Source organism: Variovorax sp. 160MFSha2.1 (assembly GCF_048305075.1).
Taxonomy (GTDB): Bacteria; Pseudomonadota; Gammaproteobacteria; order Burkholderiales; family Burkholderiaceae_C; genus Variovorax; species Variovorax guangxiensis.
In genome coordinates, this window is the sequence record NZ_CP157624.1 from 6,169,343 (window position 1) to 6,191,699 (window position 22,357).

A 22,357-nucleotide genomic window follows, 5' to 3' on the forward strand; every position below is an offset into this window, starting at 1 on the left:
CTGGGCTTACAGCCTTGGAGCTTCGACGCTGTCTCGCGCGGCACGCAGCAGCGTGTCGACGCTCAGGCCTTCGAGCTGCGCATCGGGCGAGATCATCACGCGGTGCCGCAGCGCCGGCAGCGCCTGGCGCGCCACGTCGTCGGGCGTGATGAAGTCGCGCCCGGCCATCAGCGCGGCGGCGCGGGCGGCGCGCACCAGCGCCATGGTGCCGCGCGGGCCGGCACCCGACGAAAGCCCCGGCCAGTCGCGCGTGGCGCGCGCGATGCGCACCGCGTAGTCGATCACGCGCTCGTCGGCCTGCACCAGGCAGGCCAGCCGCTGCAGCTCGAGCACCTGCGCCTCGTCGAGGCAGGGGCGCACGGCTTCCAGCGGAAACTGGTTGCCCGCGCGCTGCCGCGTGGTGAGCTGCACGATGGCGTTCTCCTCGCTGTGGCTCGGAAAGCCGATGTCGATCTTCAGCAGGAAGCGGTCGAGCTGCGCTTCCGGCAGCGGATAGGTGCCCTCGGTGTCGATCGGGTTCTGCGTGGCCATCACCATGAAAGGGCGCGGCAGCGCCATGGCCTTGCCTTCGAGCGTGACCTGGTACTCCTGCATGACTTCGAGCAATGCGCTCTGGGTCTTGGCCGGGGCGCGGTTGATTTCGTCGGCCAGCAGCAGGTTGGTGAACACCGGGCCCTGGTGCACCCGCAGGGTGCCGAGGCTGCCGTCGCCGCGCGATGCGATGTCGAGCACCGCGTGGCCGGTGACGTCGGAGGGCATCAGGTCGGGCGTGAACTGCACGCGCGAGTAGCGCAGCGTCATGGCCTGCGCGAGCGCCCGCGCGAGCAGGGTCTTGCCCAGCCCCGGCACGCCCTCGATCAGCACGTGGCCCGAGGCCACCAGCGCCACCAGCGTCTGGTCGACCGCCTCGAGCTGGCCGACCACGGCCTGGCCGACCTCGGCGCGCAGAGTCTGCAGCCACTGGGCCGCACGCGTCAGTTCTTCGGGTTGGATGGCTTGCATGGGCGTCTCTCGGTTCAGGATGAGGAAGAGGAAGGTGATGAAGAAGAAGCCCGCGGCGTGAACGGCCCGTTCGCGTCGAGCCGGCGGCGCGCGGTCTCGAGCACTTCCAGGTCGATCGCCATCGCGCCGGCGTGGCGGGTGCGGGCCCCGTCCATCGCGCGCAACAGCATCGCCGGCTCCAGCCCCGTTGCCTGCGCGATGGCGGCTGCTCGCGCCGTTGCATCGCGAAACGCGTAGCCGCGCAGCTGCCGGCGAGCCGATTCGTCGAGCGCGCGCAGCTGCGCAACGTGCAGCGCGCCCGGGCCGTGCGCATGCAGGAAACCGGCGGTGCCGCGCACCTGCTCGGCCATGGAGCGCCGGTGCGTGCCGGCCGAAGGCGCCAGCGGCCCGAAGCGCACGGCCGCGCGCCAGAGCGCGGCGAGCAGCGCCAGCAGCCCCACGACCATTGCCACCCAGCCCTTCTGCCAGAGCCACAGCATGAAGGGCTCGCGCGCCTCCTCGGCGACGAACCAGATCTCGGCACCGCCGCGCGCCTGCACCGCCGCGGCGGCGAACAGCGCGTTGTCGCCGCGCAGGAGGCTGTCGTTGTGCCAGAGGCCCCAGGGCATCACGGTGACGGTGCCGCGCCCGACGCCGACGCGGATCGCCTCGGTGCCGCGCGAGCCGGTCGCGGTCCACAGCGCGGGCGGCTGCTTGTCGGCGGGCCGGTAGCGCGAGGGCGACCACCATGTGCAGAGCCGGTAGATGCGTCCGTCGGCGAAGCTCGCGGGAACCGTTGCGGGCTCGTTCACCGTGTGGCAGTCCGCGTCCCTGGCGGACGGGTCGGGAATGCGCGGGATGCCCGATTTCCGCCTCTTCTTCGGCTCGGGCGTTTCCTTCTCGTTCTTTTCTTCCGATGCAGGCGGCTTCTCGCGCACCAGCGGCAGCCAGTCTTCGAGCTGGTCGCCGCCGACCAGGTAGCCCGGCATCACGAGGTGCCCGCCCTGCTCGACCCACTGGCGCAGGCGCTGCCCGCGCTCGGGAAACATGTCCCAGTGGCTGGAGCCGAGCACCAGCCGCGCCCGCGCGGGCGGCATGGCGTCGAGGCTGTCGCGCTTGACCACCTTCATGCCGAGCTCGCGCAGCATCGCCTGCGCACCGTAGAAGCGGTTCGTCCTGGCCTCTCCGCTCGCGGGCGTCGACACCTCGGTGTCGGCCCATTCGGTGGCGGAGACCAGCCAGAAGCCGGCCAGCGCCAGCACGAGCACCGTGAGGATGCGGGCCACCCATGCGTTCATGCGGCCGCGCCCTTCATCAGGCTGTCGTCCAGCTCGGCAGCGGCCGCCTTGGCGGACAGGTGCAGGTCGAACTCGCCGCAGATCGCCAGCACCTGCGCGGTGGACGGCAGCCGGCCGCCGTACGCCGCCAGTTGCCACGCCTCGATCAGCCGCACGAAGAAAGCCTGCGCGTCCGGCGACAGCCGGGTCGAGGCCAGCACCACGCACTCGCCCTCGGTGCTCGCGGCGCGCACCGGCACCGCATGCGCATGCACCAGCCGCGACAGGGCGCCGCGGTACAGCAGCGACAGCGCGGGCCGGTGCTGGCCACGCTGCCAGAGGCCGGCGGCGGCATTGCCGATGTCCCCGGGCAGGCTCTCGGGCCGGATGTCGAGGCTGCCCACGTGGCTGGGCAGCGGCGCCTTGCCGGGCCGCGTGCCGCCAGCGCGCACCCTGATCCATCGATGAAGGCGCACCGCCAGCCAGGCCAGCGCCAATGCGGCCAGCCCCCAGATCAGCCAGCGCGCGCCCTCGGCCACGGCCCGCACGAAGTCGCGCAGCCAGTCGAGGCTGTCGGTCTTCTTCTCTGGCTCTTCCTCTTCCTCATCGCGCTCCTTGAAGCGCAGCTTCTTCTCGGTCCTGGTGCCGGGCATGTTCGGGTCGGCGCGGACCTTGTCGGCGGCGGCCTGCACCTGCTCGCGCGTCAGCACCGTCTCGGCCGCGGTGGAGGTCGCCGGCAGCATCAGGCTGGCAGCCCACACGGCCAGCACCGCTGCCGCAACGCGAAGCCCGCGGATATCAACGGAATCCACGACGGAACTCCTGTTCGATGTCCCACGCTTCCAGCTCGACCCGGCGGTTCAGGTACATCGCGAACCCGGCCGCCACGTAGAACGGCTCCAGCACGCCGACGACCAGCGCATACGCGCCTGCCGTCAGCAGGCTCTGCACCGTCGAGTCCGACTGCGTGAGCCAGTTGAAGAGATCGCGCGAGCTGCCTTCAGGCGCGAACCAGAACAGCAGCGACAGCAGGCAGATGTCGAGCGCCATCTCGACGTTGGCGAACACCAGCTGCATGCCGGTGGCCGAACCGCGCCGTCCGCTCAGCAGTTGCGCGCGCCGCTTGCGCCGTGCGCTTCCGCGCTGGCCCTCGAGTTGCTCGATGGCCTGGGTGAACGAGCGCCAGGGCGAGAAGCGCCGCCACAGCAGCGTGCGCAGCAGCTGCCCGCCCCACACGGCTCGCCGGTTGGCCCAGAGGTCGGACCAGCGCGTCTCCTGCCCGAACACGGCGCGCGAATGCACGAAGAGCAGGCTGCGGTCGAGCCAGGGCTTGAGCCAGAAGATCAGCAGGCTGGGCAGCCAGCCGGCGATCTCGACCGTGCCAAGGGCCAGCAGCACCATGACGATGTGCACCGGCAGGAAGGTGCGCCACACCGAGCGCGCGTGGCTGCGCACCAGCTGCGCGCCGAGATCGGCGGCCTCGGCCATGGGCCGCGGCCGCAGCGCGATGGCGAGGCCGTCAACCCGCATGTTCGTCCCCTGTCTTCGCGGCGGCGCTCGGCCGGCCCTGCCAGCCCAGGTAGGCCAGCACCAGCACCCAGCAGGCGCCGCCCACGCCGTACTTCACGGCCGGCGCGATCCAGCGCGCCGACGACCAGAAGGCTTCGACTGCGGCGGCGATCAGCAGCAGCCCGATCACCCCGTAGACGATCACCACCGCGTGGCGCGCCGCCAGCCGCAGCGCCTCGAGCCGCGTGTGCCGTCCGGGCGCCACCCACGAATAGCCGAGCCGCAGGCCCGCCGCGCCCGCCAGCACGATGGCGGTGAGCTCGAAGGCCGAGTGCGTGACGACGAAGGAAAGGAAGTTCTGGGCATGCCCCGCCGCGATGAGGTAGCCGCCCACGGCCCCGATCTGCACGCCATTGAACACCACCACCGCCGCGCTGCCCACGCCGGCGAATATGCCCGCCGCGAAGCAGCGGAACCCGATGCCGATGTTGTTCATGATGTAGTAGCCGAACATCTGCCAGTCGTCGTCCGCGCTGCGCGTGCGGCCCAGCGACTCGGCGCTGTCGCCGTACATGGAGTCGAACTCCTGCACCGAGCTGGCGTCGAGCAGGTGCAGGATGAAGCCCGGGTCGCGCCAGGCGGCCCAGCCCGCCATCAGCAGCGGCAGCATGAACATCAGCGCCGACACCAGCAGGTAGATGCGGTGCGCGCGCACCGCCTCGGGAAAGTCGACCAGCGCGAGCCGCGCGAAGCGGGCGAGGCCGTAGTCGTGGCGGCGGTAGATCAGCCGGTGCGCGCTCTGCGTGAGGCCCTCCAGGCGCTGCGTGAGATGGATCGGATAGGAGCGCGCCTGCGCCAGCGCGAGGTGCTCGCACACGCGGCGGTACAGCGTGGCGAGCCGGGCGCCGTCGAACTTGCGCTTGGTCTCGGCCGTGCGGATGACGGCTTCGAGCTCGGCCCACAGGGGTGCGTAGGCGGCCTCGAAATCGAGCGGGGTCATCGCACCGCCCTTCCCTGCGCATCGGCACCGGAGCGCCGGCCCAGCACCCACTGCGCCACGCCGAGCAGGCGCTGCGAGGCCGAGGCGCCGGTGGTGTCGGGCCCGAGCACCGGTTCCGCGACGCGGGCAAGCTCGTCGAAGCGCTCGGGCGTGAGGCGGGTGGCGCGCCCAGCCCACGAGACGATGGCCATCTGCTCGCGCGCCGACAGCGGCCGCGCGGGCGCCTGCGGCTCGGCCGGGGGCACGCTGCCGTGCAGGCTCACCTGGTCGCTGAACACCACCAGCGTGCCGGCGGCGAGGTCGCCCAGGCGCTTGCTGTCGTGGCGCCACAGCATCGACACGATGCCCGCGCCGTAGAAGGAAGGCACGAAGTCGGCCGCGCGCAGCAGGTTGCGCGTGAGCGCGGCGGCGGGCGTGACGGGCAGGCCCGAGTCCATCACCACGCGCAGGCCCATCACGCGCTTGCCGGGCGTGGCGGCCGCGCGCGTCAGCTCGAAGACCACAGGGTAGAACCACTCCAGGCAGAAGTAGGCGATCAGCAGGATGCCGAAGCCCATCTTGCCCAGCATGCCGACCCCGATGGAGATCGCGACGAAGATGCCGAGCCGGATCGCGAAGTCGATGAGGTAGGCCAGCCCGCGCGCGACCAGCCCGGCCGGGCGCAGCGAGAGCGCGATGCCTTCAGGGGTCTCGGCGGTGTAGAGCGTGTCGAGGCGCACTGGCGTCGCGCCCGGCTCAGGCTTGCAGCACGACGGTGTCGGCGATCTGGTCGTGCAGGCAGCGGCGCGACGCGCGGAAGATGAAGAGGCAGTCGATCAGCACGTAGATCGGCCCGAGCAGCGGCCAGATGCTGGTGAAGAACATCGGCCCGTCGCGCAGCGCGAGGATGCGGCCGATCTGCGCCTGCGAGCCGTCGGGCCGCGCGATGCGGATCTTGAAAAGCGCCTTGCCGATGGTCTGGCCGCGGGTGGCCAGCAGATATCCGTGCAGCACGAGATAGAGGACGACGCCGGAGGCCGCGCTGGAGATGCGGGGCTCCCACATGCCGAGGCCATCGGCTTCCCAGAGATTGATGGGCGTGAACTTCGCGAGGAGCCAGATCGCCACGATGGAGATGCCCGCGTCGAGCATCGCGGCGAGAAAGCGCGTGCCGCGCGATGCGAGCTCGCCCGACTGGCCCCCGCCCGGCTGCACCACGTCTTCCACATGGGATTGCGGAGGCGCGTAGCGCGCGTCCTGCGACTGGTCTTCCATGCCCGTCCCTCTCCGAAACGAATGAATTTTCGGAAGATTCTAGGGCGGTTCGATGCCCGCTCCGGCCGGCCGGCTAAGCCGGCGGGCGCGCGGCGAGCGTGGTTTGCAGGCGCCGCAGGTCGTCGAGCAGCAGGTTCAGCGGCGCCGCCAGCAGCGCGTTCGAAGCGCCTTCGCCCGACGAAGCCTGTGCTGCGCAGCGGGCCAGTTCGTCCAGGTCGGACGGCGCGGGCTTGCCTTCGAGCGCGTCGGCCATGCCCGCGATGGCCGCGCCGGCCGCCTGCGCGGCTTCGGCCCGCGTGCCGGGCGCCAGGCGGAACACGCGGTCGAGCACCGTGGCGTCCTGGAAGATGCGCGCCGCCAGCCGGGCCTTGTCGCGATAGCTGCCGCTCGTGCCGCCCCGGCGCCACCATCGCGCTTCGAGGTCGGCGCTGCCGGCGAGCGCCCCCAGGCGGACCAGCGCGGCGCGCGTACCTGCCTGGATGCGCTCGATCTCCCCGGCATCGATGGGACGGCGCGAGGCGGACATGCGCCTTGCGATGCCGCGCAGCAGCGCCGCGCAGCCCTCGTCGAAACGCGCGCCCGCGTGGTACTCCGACATCACCGTCGAGACCACCAGCGCCACGCCCACGCCGATGCCGATCTGCACCATGCGCAGCAGCGCCACCTGCAGCGGCGAATGGCCGGGAATGCCGCCGGCAGACAGGATGATGAGTGCCGCCACCGGCGCGCTGCGCATGCCCGGCACCGAGGCGCTGGCGAAAGCGAGCAGTACGACGAGGGCCAGCGTGGTCGCGATCGGCTGTGCGCCGTGATGCTGCAGCCAGACGCCCGCCATGCCGGCCAGCGCGCCAGCCGCGGTGCCGCGCACGCGGTCCCAGCCGGCGTCGAGCGTGGAACCGGCGCTCGGGCGCATGACGATCAGCACGCTCATCACGGCCCAGAAGCTCTCGGGCAGATGCAGCGCGGTAGCGGCGCACCATGCGATGGCCACCGCCGCGGCGAGCTGCACGCCGGGACGCCAGCGGCCGTTGCGCCAGGGGTCGGCGAGGCGTTGCAGCGCGCGCGTGCCGTTCATGGCCCGGGAGGCTTCGCGCCGCCGTCGAGCGCGGCCGAAATGCTGTCGATCAGCCCGCAGGCTTCGAGCAGCAGGGCGCGCTGGCCTTCATCGAGCGTGGCTCCGATCGCCTCGGCCAGCGCCGCCTCGCGCGTGCGCATGATCGCCTTCAGCCGTCGCATGCCCTCGGGGGTGAGCGACAGCAGCCACTGGCGCCCGTCGGCCGGATGCGGCGCGCGGCCGATCCAGCCCTCGGCTTCCAGCTCGGCCAGCAGCCGGGTCAGCGACTGGAGCTTGACGCGCTCGAACCCCGCCAGCGCGGTGGGCGTGCACGGCCCGTGCCGGTGAAGCTGGCCCAGCACGCTGAGCTTGGCCACGCTCGGCCCCTCCGGCGTGGCACTGCCGCCGCGAAGCTGGCGGGAGAGCAACGACACGGAGGAGCGAAGACGCGAGGCGCATTGCGCCGTATCGGGGATGGTGGAAGCCATGCCCGGATTGTAAGACGCGTCTTGGTATTCAGGCCTTTCGGCGTCAGCCCCGGTTGGGCGATGAAGTCACAGGGTAGGTGACGGCCGGCGCCGGCTCGGAGGCCGGAGCGATGGCGGGCGCAGGCATGGGCACCGGGGCCGGCGATGCGACCGGCGTTTCCTCGGGCTTGGTCGCGGCCTCGTCCTCGGCTTCTACCTCCGGGCCTTCCAGGAAGCGGTCGAGCAGCGCGAAGAAGCGGTCGTAGAAGCGCTCGTCGGTCAGCGTCTCGCTCGCCACTTTCACCATCGCGTCGTCGCTGCCCGAGAACGGCAGCGAGAGCGAGCCGATAGCGCCCACGCCGAGGCTCGCCGAGTTGTTCACCTTCTTGAGCCCGTAGCGGTCCTGCAGCGCGGTGGCGAAGGCCACGGTGCTCCTGCTCGTCTTGCCGCCGCGGGTGCTCTCGCGCGCGCAGACCACGCGGAACTCGACTTCCACATGCACCTCGGCTGCAGGCTGGAAGCTCTTGCGCCCGGTCACGAGGTCGGAGTTGGCGGCCGTGATCATGTAGCCCTGGCTCAACAGCGCACGGCGCGCAGCCTCGCAGGTCTGGGCCTCGGTGGCCTCGTAGTCGCGGGTGTGGGTGGTGGTGGAGCCGAAGGCCTCGGGTTCGTAGTTGACCCGGCGGGAGCTACTGCCGCAACCGGCGAGCACGAGAACGGCGCAGAGCAGGCCCAGGGCGAGAACCGGTTTACGGACCGGGGCACGGATGGCGAACAGGGAATTGGAGTGCATGGACGGCATGAAGCGGCGAATGCTAACCGGCGGCCTTGCCGGCAAGCCTTCGAGCGCGCCCGTGCAAGCGCGTTCCCGCCGCAATGCCGAAATTTTCAGGACCAGGGCAGCACGTGATGCGCGCGCACCCGCGTCGCCGCGATCAGCCGCGCGTTCGGCGCATCGGTGCTCTCCACCCAGGCGCGCGCTTCTTCGGCGCTGCGGCCGAACTGCTGGTGGCGGCGCACCAGCCGCGCCTCGCGCACCGCGTCGTCGATGTCCACGTACCAGACCTCGTCCAGCATCGCCGCCGCGCCGGCCCATGGGCCCACGTCGTGCAGCAGGTAGTTGCCTTCGGTGATGACGAGCTGCGTCGAAGGCAGCACCGCGATCGCGCCGGCGATCGGCTCCTCAATCTCGCGGCGGAACTCGGGCGCGTAGACGATGCCCCCGTCGGGCCGCTGCTCGCGCAGGCGCTGCAGCAGCGCGACGTAACCGGCGCTGTCGAAGGTGTCGGGAGCACCCTTGCGGCCGGCGCGGCCGAGCCGTTGCAGCTCGACGTTGGCCAGATGGAAGCCGTCCATGGGAACGACCTGGGCACGCTCCGCGCCCACCGCCTGCAGGAGCGCCGCCGCGAGCGTCGACTTGCCCGCGCCGGGCGCGCCGACGAGCCCCAGCAGCCGCCGCTGCCCGCTGGCCATCAGGGCCTGCAGGCGGGCGGCGCTTTCAGGGGGAAGTGCTGGAAGCGGGGGAAGGTTCTGCGCGGGGGAAGTGGTCATCCCCCGAGCGTAGCTTTTCCTTCCGTCAAAAAAGCATCAGGGATACAGGCCGCGCTCCTGGCGAGCCATCAGGATGCGTTCGCAGGCCACCGCGTAAGTTGCGGTGCGCAGCGTGATCTTGTGCTTGTCGGCCGTGTCCCAGATGTGGTTGAGCGCGTTCATCATGATGCGGTCGAGGCGCACGTTGATCTCGTCCTCGTCCCAGAAGAAGGACGAGAAGTCCTGCACCCATTCGAAATAGCTGACCGTCACGCCGCCGGCATTGCAGATCACGTCGGGCACCACCAGCACGCCGCGCTCGGCGAGGATGTCGTCGGCCTGCGGCACGGTGGGGCCGTTGGCGCCTTCGAGCACGAGCTTGGCGGTGGTCTTCTGCGCGCGCTCGGCGGTGAGCTGGCCTTCGAGGGCAGCCGGAATGAGGATGTCGCAGGGCGTGTTCCAGAAGTCCTCGTTCGGCACGATGTCGCCGCCGGCCTTGAAGCCGACCACGCCGTCAGTGCGCGAGATGGGCACGAGCTTGGCGAGGTCGAGGCCGTTGCTGTTGACGATGGTGCCGGTGTGGTCCTGCACGGCGACGATCTTGGCGCCGGCTTCGGCGAAGAGTTCGGCCGCGACGGAGCCCACGTTGCCGAAGCCCTGCACCGCGATGCGCGCGCCGCGCAGGTCCATGCCGAGGCGGCGCGCGGCTTCGCGGCCGGTGACGAACACGCCGCGGCCGGTGGCCTTCACGCGGCCCAGCGAGCCGCCCAGGTGCAGGGGCTTGCCGGTGACGACGCCGGTGGCGGTGCCGCCGACGTTCATCGAGTAGGTGTCCATCATCCACGCCATGATCTGTGCGTTGGTGTTGACGTCGGGCGCGGGGATGTCGGTGTGCGGGCCGATGATGATGCCGATCTCGCTGGTGTAGCGGCGGGTGACTTTCTCGAGCTCCTGCGGCGAGAGTTTCTTCGGGTCGACGCGGATGCCGCCCTTGGCGCCGCCGTACGGCAGGTTCACGGCGGCCGTCTTGATGGTCATCCAGGCCGACAGGGCCATCACTTCTTCGAGCGTGACGTCGGGATGGAAGCGGATGCCGCCCTTGCCCGGGCCGCGGCTCATGTTGTGCTGCACGCGGTAGCCCTCGAAGTGGGCGATGGTGCCGTCGTCCATCTCGATGGGCACGTCGACGATGAGCGCGCGCTTGGGGCGCTTGAGGGTTTCGACCCAGCGGGCCAGCGGGCCGAGGTACGGCACGACGCGGTCGACCTGCGAGAGATAGGTGCCCCACGGGCTGTTGGCTGTAGGACTGACGAAGGAGAGTTGTTCGCTCATATGAGTTCCCTTGCTTGGTTTGTTAGGGTGGCCGCAACGATAGACCTCCGCCGCGCGTTGCGCCATGGCTTATGCGCGCCGCGGAGGCGGTTATGCAAGAGAGGTTGGCTGGCCTGCCGGGTCGACATTGCGCCGATGTAATCGCGGCGTGCGGAGGTTGACCGGCTCGCTTCCTAGATTGGCATGGTCGCGCCATCCCGGCGACGACGGACAACCAGGAGATACCGACCATGCCGCACCGCAAGATTCTTGTTTCTTCCTCCCTTCTCGCCGCCGTCGCGCTGACTCCGCTGGCAGCGTCCGCCGCGGGCGAATACCACTTCGCCCCCAACGAGGCCGGCGTGACGCGCTATCCCGATCACGCGAAGCAGGATCCGTCGCGCGACAGGGTCGTGGCAGAGCTGGCAACGGCGCAGAAGCAGCCCGCCTGGAACAACGTGAGCCGCGGCGCGCCCTGGCCTGCCGCGCGCACCGGCCAGCCCGCCACGCGCGAAGCGGTGGAGGCCGAGGCCATCAAGGCGATGCGGGCGGGAACGATCCCCTCGGGCGAGCGATAGGCATGCGCCACATCCGTAGATGACAGAAACGTCATCGACGGGTTATCGACCCAGCAGATCCGCTTCGTAGAGTTGGCTTCACCAACCATGGCAAACCAACCGACGTCACACATCAAGGAGTAACGAATGAGCAAGCAAGCTTCCGCCACCCGTCTGATCGGCACCGCCGCCCTCGCCGCCCTGCTGGGCACGATCGCCGCGCCGAGCTTCGCCGGCAACTACGCCGAGGGCGATCCGCGTCCCGCGCCGCTGGTCTCCTCGACCACACGCGCCGCCGTGACCGCCGACGCGGTGCAGTGGCTGAAGACCGCGCCCACGCAGGGCTACACCAGCGGCTACGAGCAGCAGGCGGTGGTGGTGTCGGCCAACTCCCGCGCCGCGGTGGCTGCCGACACGCAGCTGTGGATCCGCTCGGGCCTGGCGGCCAGGCAGAGCGGCGAGGCCGGTGCCGACACGATGAGGCCCGGCTACCGCGAGGCCGCCGCCGAGTACGCACGACTGCGCGCGAGCCCTGCCTACAGCGCACTCGTCGACCAACTGAAGAACCAGCAAGCGGCCGCGCAACCGCAGACCCAGCTACGCTGACGGGGATGGAATGCCTCGGCCCCTTCGCTCCTTGGGTAAGCGAGGGTAGGCCGGCGGCAGTTCCTTGGTTCTATCTCCTATAGCCTGCCTCCATAACCCGCATCTTTTGCCACGAATCGATGCCCGAGCCGGATAATCCTCCGATGCTCGACCTGGACCGCATCGATCTGCGTCTGCTGAAGATCCTTCAGGAAGACGGCCGCATCACCAACCTCAAGCTCGCCGAGGCGGTGGCGCTTTCGCCCACGGCTGTGCTGGCGCGGGTGCAGCGGCTCACGCGCGACGGGTTCATCCAGGGCTATGAGGCGCGGCTCGATCCGCACAAGCTGGGCCGCGGCTTCACCGTCTTCGTCGAGGTGCTGCTCGACCGCACCACGCCCAACGTGTTCGACCAGTTCAAGGCCGCGGTGCAGGTGCGCGACGAGATCATGGAATGCCACATGGTCGCCGGCGGCTTCGACTACCTGCTCAAGACCCGCATGGCCGACATGGCCGCCTACCGCGAGTTCGCGGGCACCGTGCTGTGGCAACTGCCCGGCGTGCGCGAAACGCGGACCTATGCGGTGATGGAAGAAGTGAAGAACAGCGCGCGGCTGCCGCTGGGGGTGTGAGCCGGGCCTGTCAGGCCGGCTTGGCGTAGTTGCGGCCGCCGAAGATCGCGGTGCCTACTCGCACCATCGTGCTGCCGGCGCTGATGGCGGCTTCGAGATCGCCGCTCATGCCCAGCGAGAGTGTGTCGAGCGCGATGCCCGCGTCGCGGATCGACTGGTACACCGCATGCGCGCGCAGGCACAGCTCGCGTTGCGCCTCGAAGCCGGTCGCCGGCTCGGGAATCGCCATCAGCCCGCGCAGCCGAAGTTGTGGCAAAGCCGCCACAGCGCGCGCCAGCGCGAGCGCCTCCTCCGGAGGCACGCCGGACTTGTTGGCGCCGCCGTCAACATTAACCTGAAGGCATACATTCAGCGGCGGCAGATGCGCCGGCCGCTGGGCCGAAAGACGCTCGGCGATCTTCAATCTGTCGACGCTGTGGACCCAATCGAAGTGCTCGGCCACGGGCCGCGTCTTGTTGCTCTGGAGCGGCCCGATGCAGTGCCATTCGAGGGAAGAACGCAGGTCGGCGAGTGCTTCGATCTTGTCCAGCCCCTCCTGCACGTAGTTCTCGCCGAAGGCCGACTGGCCCGCCGCATGCGCCTCGCGCACGGCCTCGGGGCCGAAGGTCTTGGACACCGCCAGAAGGCGCACTCCGGCCGGGTCGCGGCCGGCCGTTACACATGCCTTCGCGATCCGGTTGTTTACTTGCTGGAGGTCGTCGCCAATCATCGTCATAATCGTCCAAAATCGTATCAAAACGTCACGAAACCCGAGCCGAGGAGCCCCGTGGACATCACCCAACTGCTGGCGTTCAGCGTCAAGAACAAAGCCTCCGACCTGCACCTTTCCGCGGGCCTGCCGCCCATGATCCGCGTCAACGGCGACGTGCGCCGCATCAACGTCGACGCGCTCGACCACAAGGGCGTGCACGCCATGGTGTACGACATCATGAGCGACACGCACCGCAAGCACTACGAAGAGTTCCTGGAGGTCGACTTCTCCTTCGAGATCGACGGCCTCGCGCGCTTCCGGGTGAACGCCTTCAACCAGGCACGCGGCGCGGCCGCGGTGTTCCGGACCATTCCGTCCAAGATCCTCACGCTCGAGCAGCTGAACGCGCCGAAGATTTTCGGTGAACTGGCGCTCAAGCCGCGCGGGCTGGTGCTGGTGACGGGCCCCACGGGCTCGGGCAAGTCGACCACGCTGGCGGCGATGATCAACTACCTCAACGAGAACGAGTACGGCCACATCCTCACGGTGGAAGACCCGATCGAATTCGTGCACGAGTCGAAGAAGTGCCTGATCAACCAGCGCGAGGTGGGACCGATGACACTGTCGTTCTCCAACGCCCTGCGCTCCGCGCTGCGCGAAGACCCCGACGCCATCCTGGTGGGCGAGCTGCGCGACCTCGAAACCATCCGCCTGGCCATGACCGCCGCGGAAACGGGCCACCTGGTGTTCGGCACGCTGCACACCTCCTCGGCCGCCAAGACCATCGACCGGATCATCGACGTGTTCCCGGGCGAAGAGAAGGAAATGATCCGCGCCATGCTCTCGGAGTCGCTGCAGGCCGTGATCTCGCAGACGCTGTGCAAGACAAAGGACGGCCAGGGCCGCGTGGCGGCGCACGAGATCATGCTGGGCACCCCGGCCATCCGCAACCTGATCCGCGAGGCCAAGGTGGCGCAGATGTACTCCACCATCCAGACCGGCCAGGGCTCGGGCATGCAGACGCTGGACCAGAACCTGACGGAACTGGTGCGCCGCAATACCATCTCGGCAGCGGAAGCCCGCGGGAAAGCCAAGATCCCCGAGAACTTCCCCGGCTGACCCCAGGCCCTCCCGGAGCAAAGACATCATGGAACGCGATCAAGCCAGCCAGTTCATCAACGACCTGCTCAAGCTCATGGTGAGCCGCAACGGCAGCGACCTGTTCATCACCGCCGACTTCCCGCCGGCCATCAAGGTCGACGGCAAGGTCACCAAGGTTTCGCAGCAGGCGCTGGGCGCGCCGCACACGCTGGCGCTGACCCGCTCGATCATGAACGACCGCCAGACGGCGGAGTTCGAGCGCACCAAGGAATGCAACTTCGCGATCTCGCCCACCGGCATCGGCCGCTTCCGCGTGAACGCGTTCGTGCAGCAGGGCAAGGTCGGCATGGTGCTGCGGACCATTCCCGCGAAGCTGCCGACCATCGACGGCCTGGGCATGCCGCAGGTGCTGAAGGACGTGTCGATGACCAAGCGCGGCCTGTGCATCCTGGTGGGCGCCACGGGCTCGGGCAAGTCGACCACGCTGGCGGCGATGATCGACTGGCGCAACGAGAACTCCTACGGCCACATCGTGACGGTGGAAGACCCGGTCGAATTCGTGCATCCGCACAAGAACTGCGTGGTGACGCAGCGCGAAGTGGGCATCGACACCGACAGCTGGGAAGCCGCGCTGAAGAACACGCTGCGCCAGGCGCCGGACGTCATTCTGATGGGCGAAATCCGCGACCGCGAAACCATGGAGCACGCCGTGGCTTTCGCCGAAACGGGCCACCTGTGCATGGCCACGCTGCACGCCAACAGCGCCAACCAGGCGCTGGACCGGATCATCAACTTCTTCCCCGAAGAACGCCGCGCGCAGCTGCTGATGGACCTGTCGCTGAACCTGCGCTCGCTGGTTTCGCAACGGCTGGTGCCGACGGAAGACGGCCTGGGCCGCGTGGCCGCGGTGGAAGTGCTGCTGAACACGCCGCTGATTTCCGACCTGATCTTCAAGGGCGAGGTGGGCGAGATCAAGGAAATCATGCGCAAGAGCCGCAACCTGGGCATGCAGACCTTCGACCAGGCGCTGTTCGACCTCTTCGAGAGCCACTCGATCAGCTTCGAGGACGCCATCCGCAACGCCGACTCGGCCAACGACCTGCGGCTGCAGATCAAGCTCAACAGCCAGCGCGCGCGCAGCACCGACCTGGCGGCGGGCACGGAGCACTTCGCGATCGTCTGAGGCCGCGGGAGGCCGGCCTCCGCCGCACGGCGCCTGCGGCGGAATGGCCTTAAGCTGTCGCCCCATGAGCAGCATCAACCCCCGCACCTACGAATCCATCCCCGCGCGGACCGTGGCCTTCCTCGGCCTCGGCGTCATGGGCGGCCCGATGGCCGGCCACCTGGCCAGGGCCGGCCACAGCGTCACGGTCTACAACCGCACCGCCGCCAAGGCGCAGGCCTGGGCCGAGGAATTCGGCCCGCCCGGCCGCCACGCCGCCACCCCGCGCGAAGCGGCCGCCGGCGCCGACATCGTGTTCTGCTGCGTCGGCAACGACGACGATCTGCGCTCGGTGGTGCTGGGCGACGACGGCGCCTTCGCCGGCATGAAGAAGGGCGCGGCGCTGGTCGACCACACCACCGCCTCGGCCGACGTGGCGCGCGAGCTCTCCAAGGCAGCGCAGGCGCTGGGCCTGCACTTCATCGACGCCCCCGTCTCGGGCGGCCAGGCCGGCGCGCAGAACGGCGCGCTCACCGTGATGTGCGGCGGCGACGCGGCGGTCTTCGAGCGCATCAAGCCGGTGGCCATGGCGTTCTCGCGCGCAGTCACGCTGCTGGGCGAGAGCGGCGCCGGCCAGCTCGCGAAAATGGTCAACCAGATCGCCATCGCGGGCCTGGTGCAGGGCCTGTCGGAAGCCATCGCCTTCGGGCAGCGCGCCGGCCTCGACATGGAAGCGGTGCTGGGCGTCATCAGCAAGGGCGCGGCCCAGAGCTGGCAAATGGAGAACCGCGGCAAGACCATGATCGAAGGCAAGTTCGACTACGGCTTCGCGGTCGACTGGATGCGCAAGGACCTGGGCCTGGTGCTCGACGAAGCCAAGCGCAACGGCGCGCGCGTGCCGGTGACGGCGCTGGTCGACCAGTTCTACGCCGACGTGCAGCAGGCCGGTGGCCGGCGCTGGGACACCTCGAGCCTCATCACGCGACTCAAGTGACGCAATGAAGAAAGCCCGCATCAGCGGGCTTTCCTGTCTTGGCGTGCCGGATCTTCAGCGCACCGGCGAGGTCGTCACGCCGTTCGAGGAAGGCGCCGGCGTCGACGAGCCCGCGGGGGGCAACGGCTCCATCGGCGGCAGCGGCACGCGCGAGGTGGAAGACGACGAGGGCGCGGACGGCGTTGCCGAAGTCACCGGCGCCGGCCCCGTGCCACCGCGCTGCGCGGCAGCCTGATTCGCCGCCTGGCTGGCCGCCAGATCGGCTTCGCTCACGACCTCGACCACGCGCACCACCTTCACCACGCCCGACACGCCGCGCGTGATCTCGGTCGCGCGATCGGTCTCGCGCCGCGTGGCGATGCCCATCAGGTAGACCACGCCGCGCTCGGTCACCACCTTGAAGGAGTTCGCGAAGATGTCCTTGGCGTCGAGCAGCGAGGCCTTCACCTTGCCGGTGATGTAGAGGTCGTTCGAACGGTCCTGGAAGGTGCTGGAGGAACCGACGGTCAGCTCGTTGACCACCGAGCGCACGTTCACGATGCGGCTCACCTCGTCTTCGACGCGGCGGCGGTCGGCATCGCTGCCCACGGCGCCGGTCAGCAGCACCTGGCGGTTGTAGCTGGTCACGCTGACGTACATCTGGTCGTTGGCGATGTCGCGCACGCGGGCCGCGGCACGCAGCTCGATGCCCTGGTCGTCGAGCTGGGCGCCCGAGCTGCGGCGGTCGGTGGCCACCATGCCCACGCCCACCACGGCCGCGCCGCCCACGACGAGCGGCACGCAGGCGGAGAGGCCGGCAACCATTGCGGCGCCCAGTGTCAGGGCGAGAGCGAAACGCTGGGTCGATGTCGTCGTCGTCATGGTCGTCAAGGTCATGAGGAAGCTTCCTGTTCTCCGAGTAACTGGGCGTCCACGCCGTCGCACAGGCAATGCAGCGCGATCTGGTGGATCTCGTGGATGCGCGCCGCACGCTCGTGCGGCACGCTGATCTGGACGTCGGTCTCGCGCAGCGCGCGGCCGATGGCGCCGCCGGCGCCCGATGCCGCGTTGCCCAGCAGCGCGACCACGGTCATGTCGCGCTCGTGCGCCGCGGTCACCGCCGCCAGCACCGGGGCCGACTGGCCACTGACGCTCAACGCGAGCAGCACGTCGCCGGCCTGGCCGAGCGCGCGCACCTGGCGGGCGAAGCGGTCGGCATCAGCCGCGTCGGCACTGTCGGCGGCGGGGTCGGTGGCATCGCCGGGCAGCGCGATGGCGCCGAGCTCGGGCCGCTCGCGTTCGAAGCGGCCCACGAACTGCGCGGCGAACTGGGCCGCCAGAAGGCCCGACACGCCTGCGCCGCAGGCGAGCACCTTGCCGCCGCTGGTCACGCAGGCGAGGATGGCCTGCATCGCTTGGGAGATGGGTTTGCTGAGGACCGGCCCGGTCTGGTACTTGAGGTCGGCACTGTCGATGAAGTGCTGCTGAATCCGTTGCTCGAGCATGGGGCGGGATGATAACTGGGGGCTGTGAAACAAGACGTTCGAGATGTGGAGCACTCATCGAGGCTTCAGTTCCTCGAACTGCTCGTCAACCGGCGTCGAAGGCTGCCCGCAGCCACGTGATCTTCTCTTCGACCAGCACCACGTCGAAGCGGCACGGCGGCACCGTGCGCAGCCGGCTCAGGTAGTGCTGCGCGGCGAACACGATGCGCCGCTGCTTCAGCCCCGTGATGCTGCCACCCGCGCCGCCGTGCGTGCCGGAACTGCGATGGCGCACCTCCACGAACACCAGCGTGCCCGTGGGCGACGGGCGCGGATCGCGCATGATCAGGTCGATCTCGCCGCCGCCGCGCCCGGGCGTCCGATAATTGCGGGCGAGCAGCACGAGGCCCGCGTCCCGCAGGTGGTCGAGCGCGGCGTCTTCCGCCGCATCGCCCCGATGCTTCGTTGTGGTGTCGGTCTTCATGGCCCTCCCTGGCCGGCTCTCGAGAGTCTTCTTTTTCCTGCTGCCTGTTCGTTTCGACGGAGAAACCCCTTGGCTTCACTCGCTCCCGCCTCTTTCGGCGCAGCCCTCGCGGCAGCTCATGACGCCGCGGGTGCGCAGCATTATCCGCAGGGCACGCTCTACGTCGTCGCCACGCCCATCGGCAACCTGGCCGACATCACGCTGCGCGCCCTGCACGTGCTGCAGTTGGTCGATGCCGTCGCCTGCGAGGACACCCGCCACACGCAGAGCCTGCTGCGCGCCTACGGCATCGACCGGCCCGGCTCGCAGCTGCTGGCGGTGCATCAGCACAACGAGGCCGAGGCGGCGCAGGCGGTCGTCGCTCGGCTCGCGCAGGGCGAGCGTATCGCCTACGTCAGCGACGCCGGCACGCCCGGCGTGAGCGACCCCGGCGCGCGGCTCGCGGCCGCGGTGCGCGCCGCCGGACAACGCGTGCTGCCGCTACCGGGCGCAAGCAGCGTGACCACGCTGGTCGGCGCGGCGGGGCTGGTGGCCGAGGGCGGCCACGACGGCAACGCCAGCAGCGCTTTCGTCTTCGCGGGCTTCCTGCCGAGCAAGGCCGGCGAGCGCGATGCGGCCGTGCAGGCGCTGTCGCAGGAACCGCGCGCGGTCGTGCTGCTGGAGGCACCGCACCGCATCGAGAATCTCGCGCGCGCCCTGGCCACGCTGGGCGACCGCCGCGTCACCGTGGGCCGCGAGCTCACCAAGCAGTTCGAGGAAATCGCCACCGTCGCCGCGGATGCCCTGCCCGACTGGTTCGCCACCGACCGCGACCGCACGCGCGGCGAGTTCGCGCTGGTGCTGCACCCCGTGGCCGTGAGCGGTGACGGCGGGGCCGAAGGCGAGCGCGTGCTGCGCCTGCTTCTGGCGGAGCTGCCCGTGAAGACGGCCGTGAAGCTGGCGGCGGAGATCAGCGGCGCCCCGCGCAATACGCTGTATGACGCCGCGCTGCGCATCCGCGACGAGGCGGAGCAGAACTAGCCGTCCAGTTCGGCATAACGCCTGAAGATGCCATCTTCGTTGAACGCGATACGGCGCGGACTCTGCAGATAGTCATGCACGCGCTGACGTCGCTTGACGTTGGCATGCAGCCTCTCCACCGCGGGCGTGGCGGAGAGTGCCCGCGCCGAAGCCTTCGGAAACGCGTAGCGCAAACCGTCCACAAGCTGGAACAGCGACAGGTCGGCGTAGGTCAGCGTGTCGCCCACCAGATGCTGGCTGCCCGCGGGATTGCGCTGCAGCACGCGCTCGAACCAGCCGAGGAACTTCGGGATGCGCTCCTCGCGAAAGGCCTTCGCGCGCTGCACGGCCGCGTCGCGCTGGTCTTCGTAATAGGCGCCGACCGAGATCGGATGGTGCGTGTCGTGCGCCTCGGCCACCGCATCGGCGATGGTGAGCTGCAGCTGGTGCGTCCAAAGCCCGTCCGATTCGCCTACGCCCGACAGACCGAGCCTGGGGCCCAGATACAGCAGGATCGCGGCCGTCTGCCCGACCACGATGTCGCCATCGACGAGGAACGGCGGCGCGAAGGCAGGGCGCGCGGCCTCCGGGTCGTCCAGCCGCTCACCCAGAGCGGATCCGCCACCGCCCTCGCCCTCGGGCAAGCGCGCCACGTCGACATAGTCCGCGCCGGCAGCTTCGAGCGCGAGCCGGACGAATTCACCTCGGCCCTGGATGGTGGGCCAGTAATGGAGTTGGTAGGGCATGCGGAAGATGGTGGCATGGGTGTGGCGATCCCCGCAATAGCATGAAGCGCAAGATACCCATTCATGGAAGCTCCGCAAATCCAAGATCTCAACGGGCGAGCAAAAGGATGAACCTAAGGCGCACGCGTAACGGGCGGCAGGAGCACGCAGAACGCATCTTCAATATCTCGGGCGGATGGTGACGCGTCACCCGGCCTCATCTCAAAAGTCTTGATCTTTTTCCTGCCGGTTACGAAATTCATCATTTTCGGACCATTCTTTTTGGAGTACACAATGACTCCATCCAGACCTTCGTCGATCTCTCTATCGGCGTCCCTGAAAGACTTCAAAAATCGATTCAAATACTGAAGAGATTTTCGATCTTTTTCGATAAACACTTTTCTAATCAACTCATCAGTTATTCCGGGGGGACGCTTTTTCATGTAGAGCACCGACCCCCATTCATGCCAGGAAACACCGCACTCAGCATCGACCCTTCCTGACTCCACAAAATCCTTGACTATCTTATTGATCAACTCCCGGCCCGGGCTTTCATCCAAATTCACCCAGACAACGAGTCTATCGTCTCTATATCCGGCGAAGGATTGCGAGGAAGACCCCCAGAGAAGGAAAGCAGCCAAAAACGAAACGAACCGTTTATTAAAACCAAACATCGACCACCCTTTCAAGAAATATCTTCACTCAAACCTCCCTTCCTTCCTCCAGGCTTTTCCGGAGGAATTCCCAAGATCAAATTCAGCGACACAACATTTGCCTCGTTCAACCCGGGCTCTACCAGATCCTTTTTCGCTTGCTCATAGTAAGCAATGGGGATGAAATATTTCAAATAACTCGAGCTTCCGGATTTTCTTATTTCCGCTTTTCCATTTTTATTTCTCACCATTACCTGAGTTCGTAAATTTTTGGCAAAAGCGGAAAATCTGATCTGACTCCGCTGATTGCCTCCAAGAAGGATCAAGTCCTCGTCACCGCTTTTTGCATAGACAAACCCGACGTGCCGGCCATGCCCCTGTCTCGATGTGACCATGGCGATGGCGCCATAGATCGGCCTATCCAATTCAACGAACAAGGGATTTCTGACTTTGGGCGGTGTCTTCTCCGATTTCTCTTTTGGCCCGTCGACTTCATAAAACCCATGCGCGCGTGCTTTCGCCACCTTGCGATTGGGATAGCCAAGGTTTTCAATTGGATATTTCGCCTGCATCAGGCACCAGTTCACAAACGCGGCGCACCACGCATTGCTGGGGCCGTCCAAGGCCTTGAGTCCGTCGTCCACCTCGACGTGGTAATTGATCTTGTCTTGGAGCGTGATTTCGAGTTCGCCCCGCCTGAGCTTCGCTTCCGCAATCGCGACGGGCATCCAAGGAGCCCGCCCCGGGACCGGATTGATCAGCGCCAGAACCTTCCCTTCGCCTTCCTTCGACCGCTCCGAGTCCGATGGCCTGATTCCGGATGGAGCGGGAGGCGGCGGAGGAGAGACCACTTTTGGCCTCGACAGCGCTGCCGGGCTTGGCGGCGCACTCGCAGCCGGTGGCTTGGCGGCGGCCATGCCGGGAGGAGGAGCAGTTGAAGGCCTGTGACCCGACTTGGTCTTGCCGCTCCCCGCAATCAACAGCACCTCACCGGGATAGATCCTGTCGTGCCCCCGCTCGTTGGCCTCCCTGATGGCTTCCACGCTGGTGCGATACAGCTTCGCGATCTTCCAGAGGCTGTCGCCCGGCTGGACGACATAGCTCATGGGCTTTCTCTGCCCATGGGTCGAGCTGTTGATCTTTTCCGAGCCGGCGACGCCCTTCCACCTCTTGAATCTCGCCAGCAGGTTGAAATCCTTTCCGACGTCGCCCTCGATGGTTCCGACCGTCACGGCCTCCCTGCTCTTCGGATCTGCCACCTTGACGTGCACGGCCGACTTGTCGGCGGGGTGAATCACAGGAGGGAATCGCCCTGCGGCATCGGACTTGACGGTTTCCTCCTTGCCTCCTCTTTGAAGAATGATCTCCGTGCCGGGCAATGGCTGGCTGCCGTCGGTCGCGTTGATCCTGCTCACGGCAACCCAGGTTTCCTTCCGCGTGTCGGCGTTGGCGTGAAACCCCTCGATCTCCGCGATGCTGCTCACGATCTTTTCGAGTTCGGCGTCGCTGCACTCGCCGATTTTTCTGCCGGCCGGAATGCCACTGGTCTTGAGCAGATCGCGCACATATTTTTCCGTGTCGTTTTCCTTCTTCGGGGCGTAGATGGGAATGGCTTCCGGGATCGTCCTGTCGCCATGCAGGCGCTTCAAGTTGGCCTTCAATTCCTCTCGCCCCGCGTCTTCGTCGGGAAAGATCAGGAAGGTCCTGCCCGATCTGGTGGTGGCGAATCCGATGTAGCCCTTTGCTTTCCTGGGTGCAGGCACGCCGTCGACCTTCCTGGCAGTCAGGTCGCCGGGATTGTTGATGCGCCACGGCAGCGTTCCGCCCGAGCGCAGCAGGTGACGGCCGTCTTCGCAGATGAATTCGGCGACTTCGATGTTGGGGTGGTAGGTTGCAGATATCAGTCTGGACATGCGGGTGTTTCCCTA

26 protein-coding genes are annotated in these 22,357 nt (G+C 68.1%); 7 read left to right on the forward strand and 19 right to left on the reverse strand.

Going from position 1 to position 22,357, the window contains the following annotated elements:
• Positions 1-6: 6 nt before the first annotated feature.
• The 12 genes from ABL838_RS28410 to ABL838_RS28465 form a co-directional block, all read right to left on the reverse strand.
• Positions 7-1,002: an AAA family ATPase gene (locus tag ABL838_RS28410; protein WP_019657549.1), complete on the reverse strand. Its 996-nt coding sequence runs from the start codon at positions 1,000-1,002 to the stop codon at positions 7-9.
• A 14-nt stretch (positions 1,003-1,016) separates the two neighbouring features.
• Entirely contained in the window at positions 1,017-2,279 is a 1,263-nt protein-coding gene (locus tag ABL838_RS28415) for a DUF4350 domain-containing protein (protein ID WP_418123016.1), read from the reverse strand.
• Positions 2,276-3,070: a DUF4129 domain-containing protein gene (locus ABL838_RS28420; protein WP_418123017.1), complete on the reverse strand. Its 795-nt coding sequence runs from the start codon at positions 3,068-3,070 to the stop codon at positions 2,276-2,278. Before ABL838_RS28420 ends, ABL838_RS28415 begins: the two co-directional genes overlap by 4 nt.
• A complete protein-coding gene (locus ABL838_RS28425) occupies positions 3,057-3,788 on the reverse strand; it encodes a hypothetical protein (protein WP_369660634.1) in 732 nt (243 codons plus the stop codon). The genes ABL838_RS28420 and ABL838_RS28425 overlap by 14 nt, the downstream gene beginning before the upstream one ends.
• Positions 3,778-4,767 carry a stage II sporulation protein M gene (locus tag ABL838_RS28430; protein ID WP_418123018.1) on the reverse strand — a complete coding sequence of 330 codons (990 nt, stop codon included), beginning with the start codon at positions 4,765-4,767 and terminating at the stop codon, positions 3,778-3,780. The genes ABL838_RS28425 and ABL838_RS28430 overlap by 11 nt, the downstream gene beginning before the upstream one ends.
• Positions 4,764-5,486, reverse strand: coding sequence for an RDD family protein (locus ABL838_RS28435; protein ID WP_126025793.1), 723 nt, complete (start codon positions 5,484-5,486; stop codon positions 4,764-4,766). Before ABL838_RS28435 ends, ABL838_RS28430 begins: the two co-directional genes overlap by 4 nt.
• 16 nt (positions 5,487-5,502) lie before the next feature.
• A complete protein-coding gene (locus ABL838_RS28440; protein ID WP_418123019.1) occupies positions 5,503-6,021 on the reverse strand; it encodes an RDD family protein in 519 nt (172 codons plus the stop codon).
• A gap of 73 nt (positions 6,022-6,094) precedes the next feature.
• The gene (locus tag ABL838_RS28445) at positions 6,095-7,096 is read right to left on the reverse strand and encodes an FUSC family protein (RefSeq protein ID WP_418123020.1); all 1,002 of its coding nucleotides are present in this window, start codon (positions 7,094-7,096) and stop codon (positions 6,095-6,097) included.
• Positions 7,093-7,563 carry a MarR family winged helix-turn-helix transcriptional regulator gene (locus ABL838_RS28450; protein WP_418123022.1) on the reverse strand — a complete coding sequence of 157 codons (471 nt, stop codon included), beginning with the start codon at positions 7,561-7,563 and terminating at the stop codon, positions 7,093-7,095. The genes ABL838_RS28445 and ABL838_RS28450 overlap by 4 nt, the downstream gene beginning before the upstream one ends.
• Positions 7,564-7,606: 43 nt before the next feature.
• Positions 7,607-8,335, reverse strand: a complete 729-nt coding sequence (locus ABL838_RS28455) for a DUF2242 domain-containing protein (RefSeq protein ID WP_418123024.1) — start codon at positions 8,333-8,335, stop codon at positions 7,607-7,609.
• Positions 8,336-8,430: 95 nt separating this feature from the next.
• Positions 8,431-9,093, reverse strand: a complete 663-nt coding sequence (locus tag ABL838_RS28460) for a nucleoside/nucleotide kinase family protein (RefSeq protein WP_418118133.1) — start codon at positions 9,091-9,093, stop codon at positions 8,431-8,433.
• A 36-nt stretch (positions 9,094-9,129) separates the two neighbouring features.
• Complete coding sequence (locus tag ABL838_RS28465) at positions 9,130-10,404, reverse strand: Glu/Leu/Phe/Val family dehydrogenase (protein WP_418123025.1); 1,275 nt, start codon at positions 10,402-10,404, stop codon at positions 9,130-9,132.
• A gap of 230 nt (positions 10,405-10,634) precedes the next feature.
• Here ABL838_RS28465 and ABL838_RS28470 point away from each other — a divergent pair, with 230 nt between their 5' ends.
• The 3 genes from ABL838_RS28470 (at position 10,635) to ABL838_RS28480 (ending at position 12,157) form a co-directional block, all read left to right on the forward strand.
• Positions 10,635-10,961, forward strand: coding sequence for a DUF4148 domain-containing protein (locus ABL838_RS28470; protein WP_418123026.1), 327 nt, complete (start codon positions 10,635-10,637; stop codon positions 10,959-10,961).
• A 126-nt stretch (positions 10,962-11,087) separates the two neighbouring features.
• Complete coding sequence (locus ABL838_RS28475; protein ID WP_126025784.1) at positions 11,088-11,546, forward strand: hypothetical protein; 459 nt, start codon at positions 11,088-11,090, stop codon at positions 11,544-11,546.
• Between the two features lie 143 nt (positions 11,547-11,689).
• Positions 11,690-12,157, forward strand: coding sequence for an Lrp/AsnC ligand binding domain-containing protein (locus tag ABL838_RS28480; protein ID WP_019657564.1), 468 nt, complete (start codon positions 11,690-11,692; stop codon positions 12,155-12,157).
• Positions 12,158-12,167: 10 nt separating this feature from the next.
• On the opposite strand, the gene ABL838_RS28485 is transcribed toward ABL838_RS28480, so the two are convergent.
• Positions 12,168-12,872: a YggS family pyridoxal phosphate-dependent enzyme gene (locus ABL838_RS28485; RefSeq protein WP_418125924.1), complete on the reverse strand. Its 705-nt coding sequence runs from the start codon at positions 12,870-12,872 to the stop codon at positions 12,168-12,170.
• A 51-nt stretch (positions 12,873-12,923) separates the two neighbouring features.
• On the opposite strand from ABL838_RS28485, the gene ABL838_RS28490 reads away from it, so the two are divergent.
• From ABL838_RS28490 to ABL838_RS28500, 3 genes are all read left to right on the forward strand, one after another.
• On the forward strand, positions 12,924-13,967 hold the full coding sequence (locus ABL838_RS28490) for a type IV pilus twitching motility protein PilT (protein ID WP_093206426.1): 1,044 nt from the start codon (positions 12,924-12,926) through the stop codon (positions 13,965-13,967).
• Positions 13,968-13,995: 28 nt separating this feature from the next.
• Positions 13,996-15,132: a PilT/PilU family type 4a pilus ATPase gene (locus ABL838_RS28495; RefSeq protein ID WP_126025782.1), complete on the forward strand. Its 1,137-nt coding sequence runs from the start codon at positions 13,996-13,998 to the stop codon at positions 15,130-15,132.
• A 64-nt stretch (positions 15,133-15,196) separates the two neighbouring features.
• Positions 15,197-16,105: an NAD(P)-dependent oxidoreductase gene (locus tag ABL838_RS28500; RefSeq protein WP_418123027.1), complete on the forward strand. Its 909-nt coding sequence runs from the start codon at positions 15,197-15,199 to the stop codon at positions 16,103-16,105.
• A gap of 54 nt (positions 16,106-16,159) precedes the next feature.
• Here ABL838_RS28500 and ABL838_RS28505 read toward each other — a convergent pair whose 3' ends face one another.
• The 3 genes from ABL838_RS28505 to ABL838_RS28515 form a co-directional block, all read right to left on the reverse strand.
• Positions 16,160-16,981, reverse strand: coding sequence for a BON domain-containing protein (locus ABL838_RS28505; RefSeq protein ID WP_418123028.1), 822 nt, complete (start codon positions 16,979-16,981; stop codon positions 16,160-16,162).
• Positions 16,978-17,589 (reverse strand): SIS domain-containing protein, encoded by a 612-nt coding sequence (locus tag ABL838_RS28510; RefSeq protein ID WP_126025779.1) that lies wholly within the window; start codon positions 17,587-17,589, stop codon positions 16,978-16,980. The genes ABL838_RS28505 and ABL838_RS28510 overlap by 4 nt, the downstream gene beginning before the upstream one ends.
• A gap of 85 nt (positions 17,590-17,674) precedes the next feature.
• A complete protein-coding gene (locus ABL838_RS28515; RefSeq protein ID WP_126025778.1) occupies positions 17,675-18,052 on the reverse strand; it encodes a YraN family protein in 378 nt (125 codons plus the stop codon).
• A gap of 69 nt (positions 18,053-18,121) precedes the next feature.
• On the opposite strand from ABL838_RS28515, the gene rsmI reads away from it, so the two are divergent.
• Positions 18,122-19,072: a 16S rRNA (cytidine(1402)-2'-O)-methyltransferase gene (rsmI, locus tag ABL838_RS28520; protein ID WP_126025777.1), complete on the forward strand. Its 951-nt coding sequence runs from the start codon at positions 18,122-18,124 to the stop codon at positions 19,070-19,072.
• On the opposite strand, the gene ABL838_RS28525 is transcribed toward rsmI, so the two are convergent.
• From ABL838_RS28525 to ABL838_RS28535, 3 genes are all read right to left on the reverse strand, one after another.
• On the reverse strand, positions 19,069-19,797 hold the full coding sequence (locus ABL838_RS28525; RefSeq protein WP_126025776.1) for a glutathione S-transferase family protein: 729 nt from the start codon (positions 19,795-19,797) through the stop codon (positions 19,069-19,071). The two genes, rsmI and ABL838_RS28525, sit on opposite strands and share 4 nt — an antisense overlap.
• Before the next feature lie 113 nt (positions 19,798-19,910).
• On the reverse strand, positions 19,911-20,465 hold the full coding sequence (locus ABL838_RS28530) for a hypothetical protein (RefSeq protein ID WP_418123029.1): 555 nt from the start codon (positions 20,463-20,465) through the stop codon (positions 19,911-19,913).
• Positions 20,462-22,342 (reverse strand): LysM peptidoglycan-binding domain-containing protein, encoded by a 1,881-nt coding sequence (locus ABL838_RS28535; RefSeq protein WP_418123032.1) that lies wholly within the window; start codon positions 22,340-22,342, stop codon positions 20,462-20,464. The genes ABL838_RS28530 and ABL838_RS28535 overlap by 4 nt, the downstream gene beginning before the upstream one ends.
• Positions 22,343-22,357: the final 15 nt, after the last annotated feature.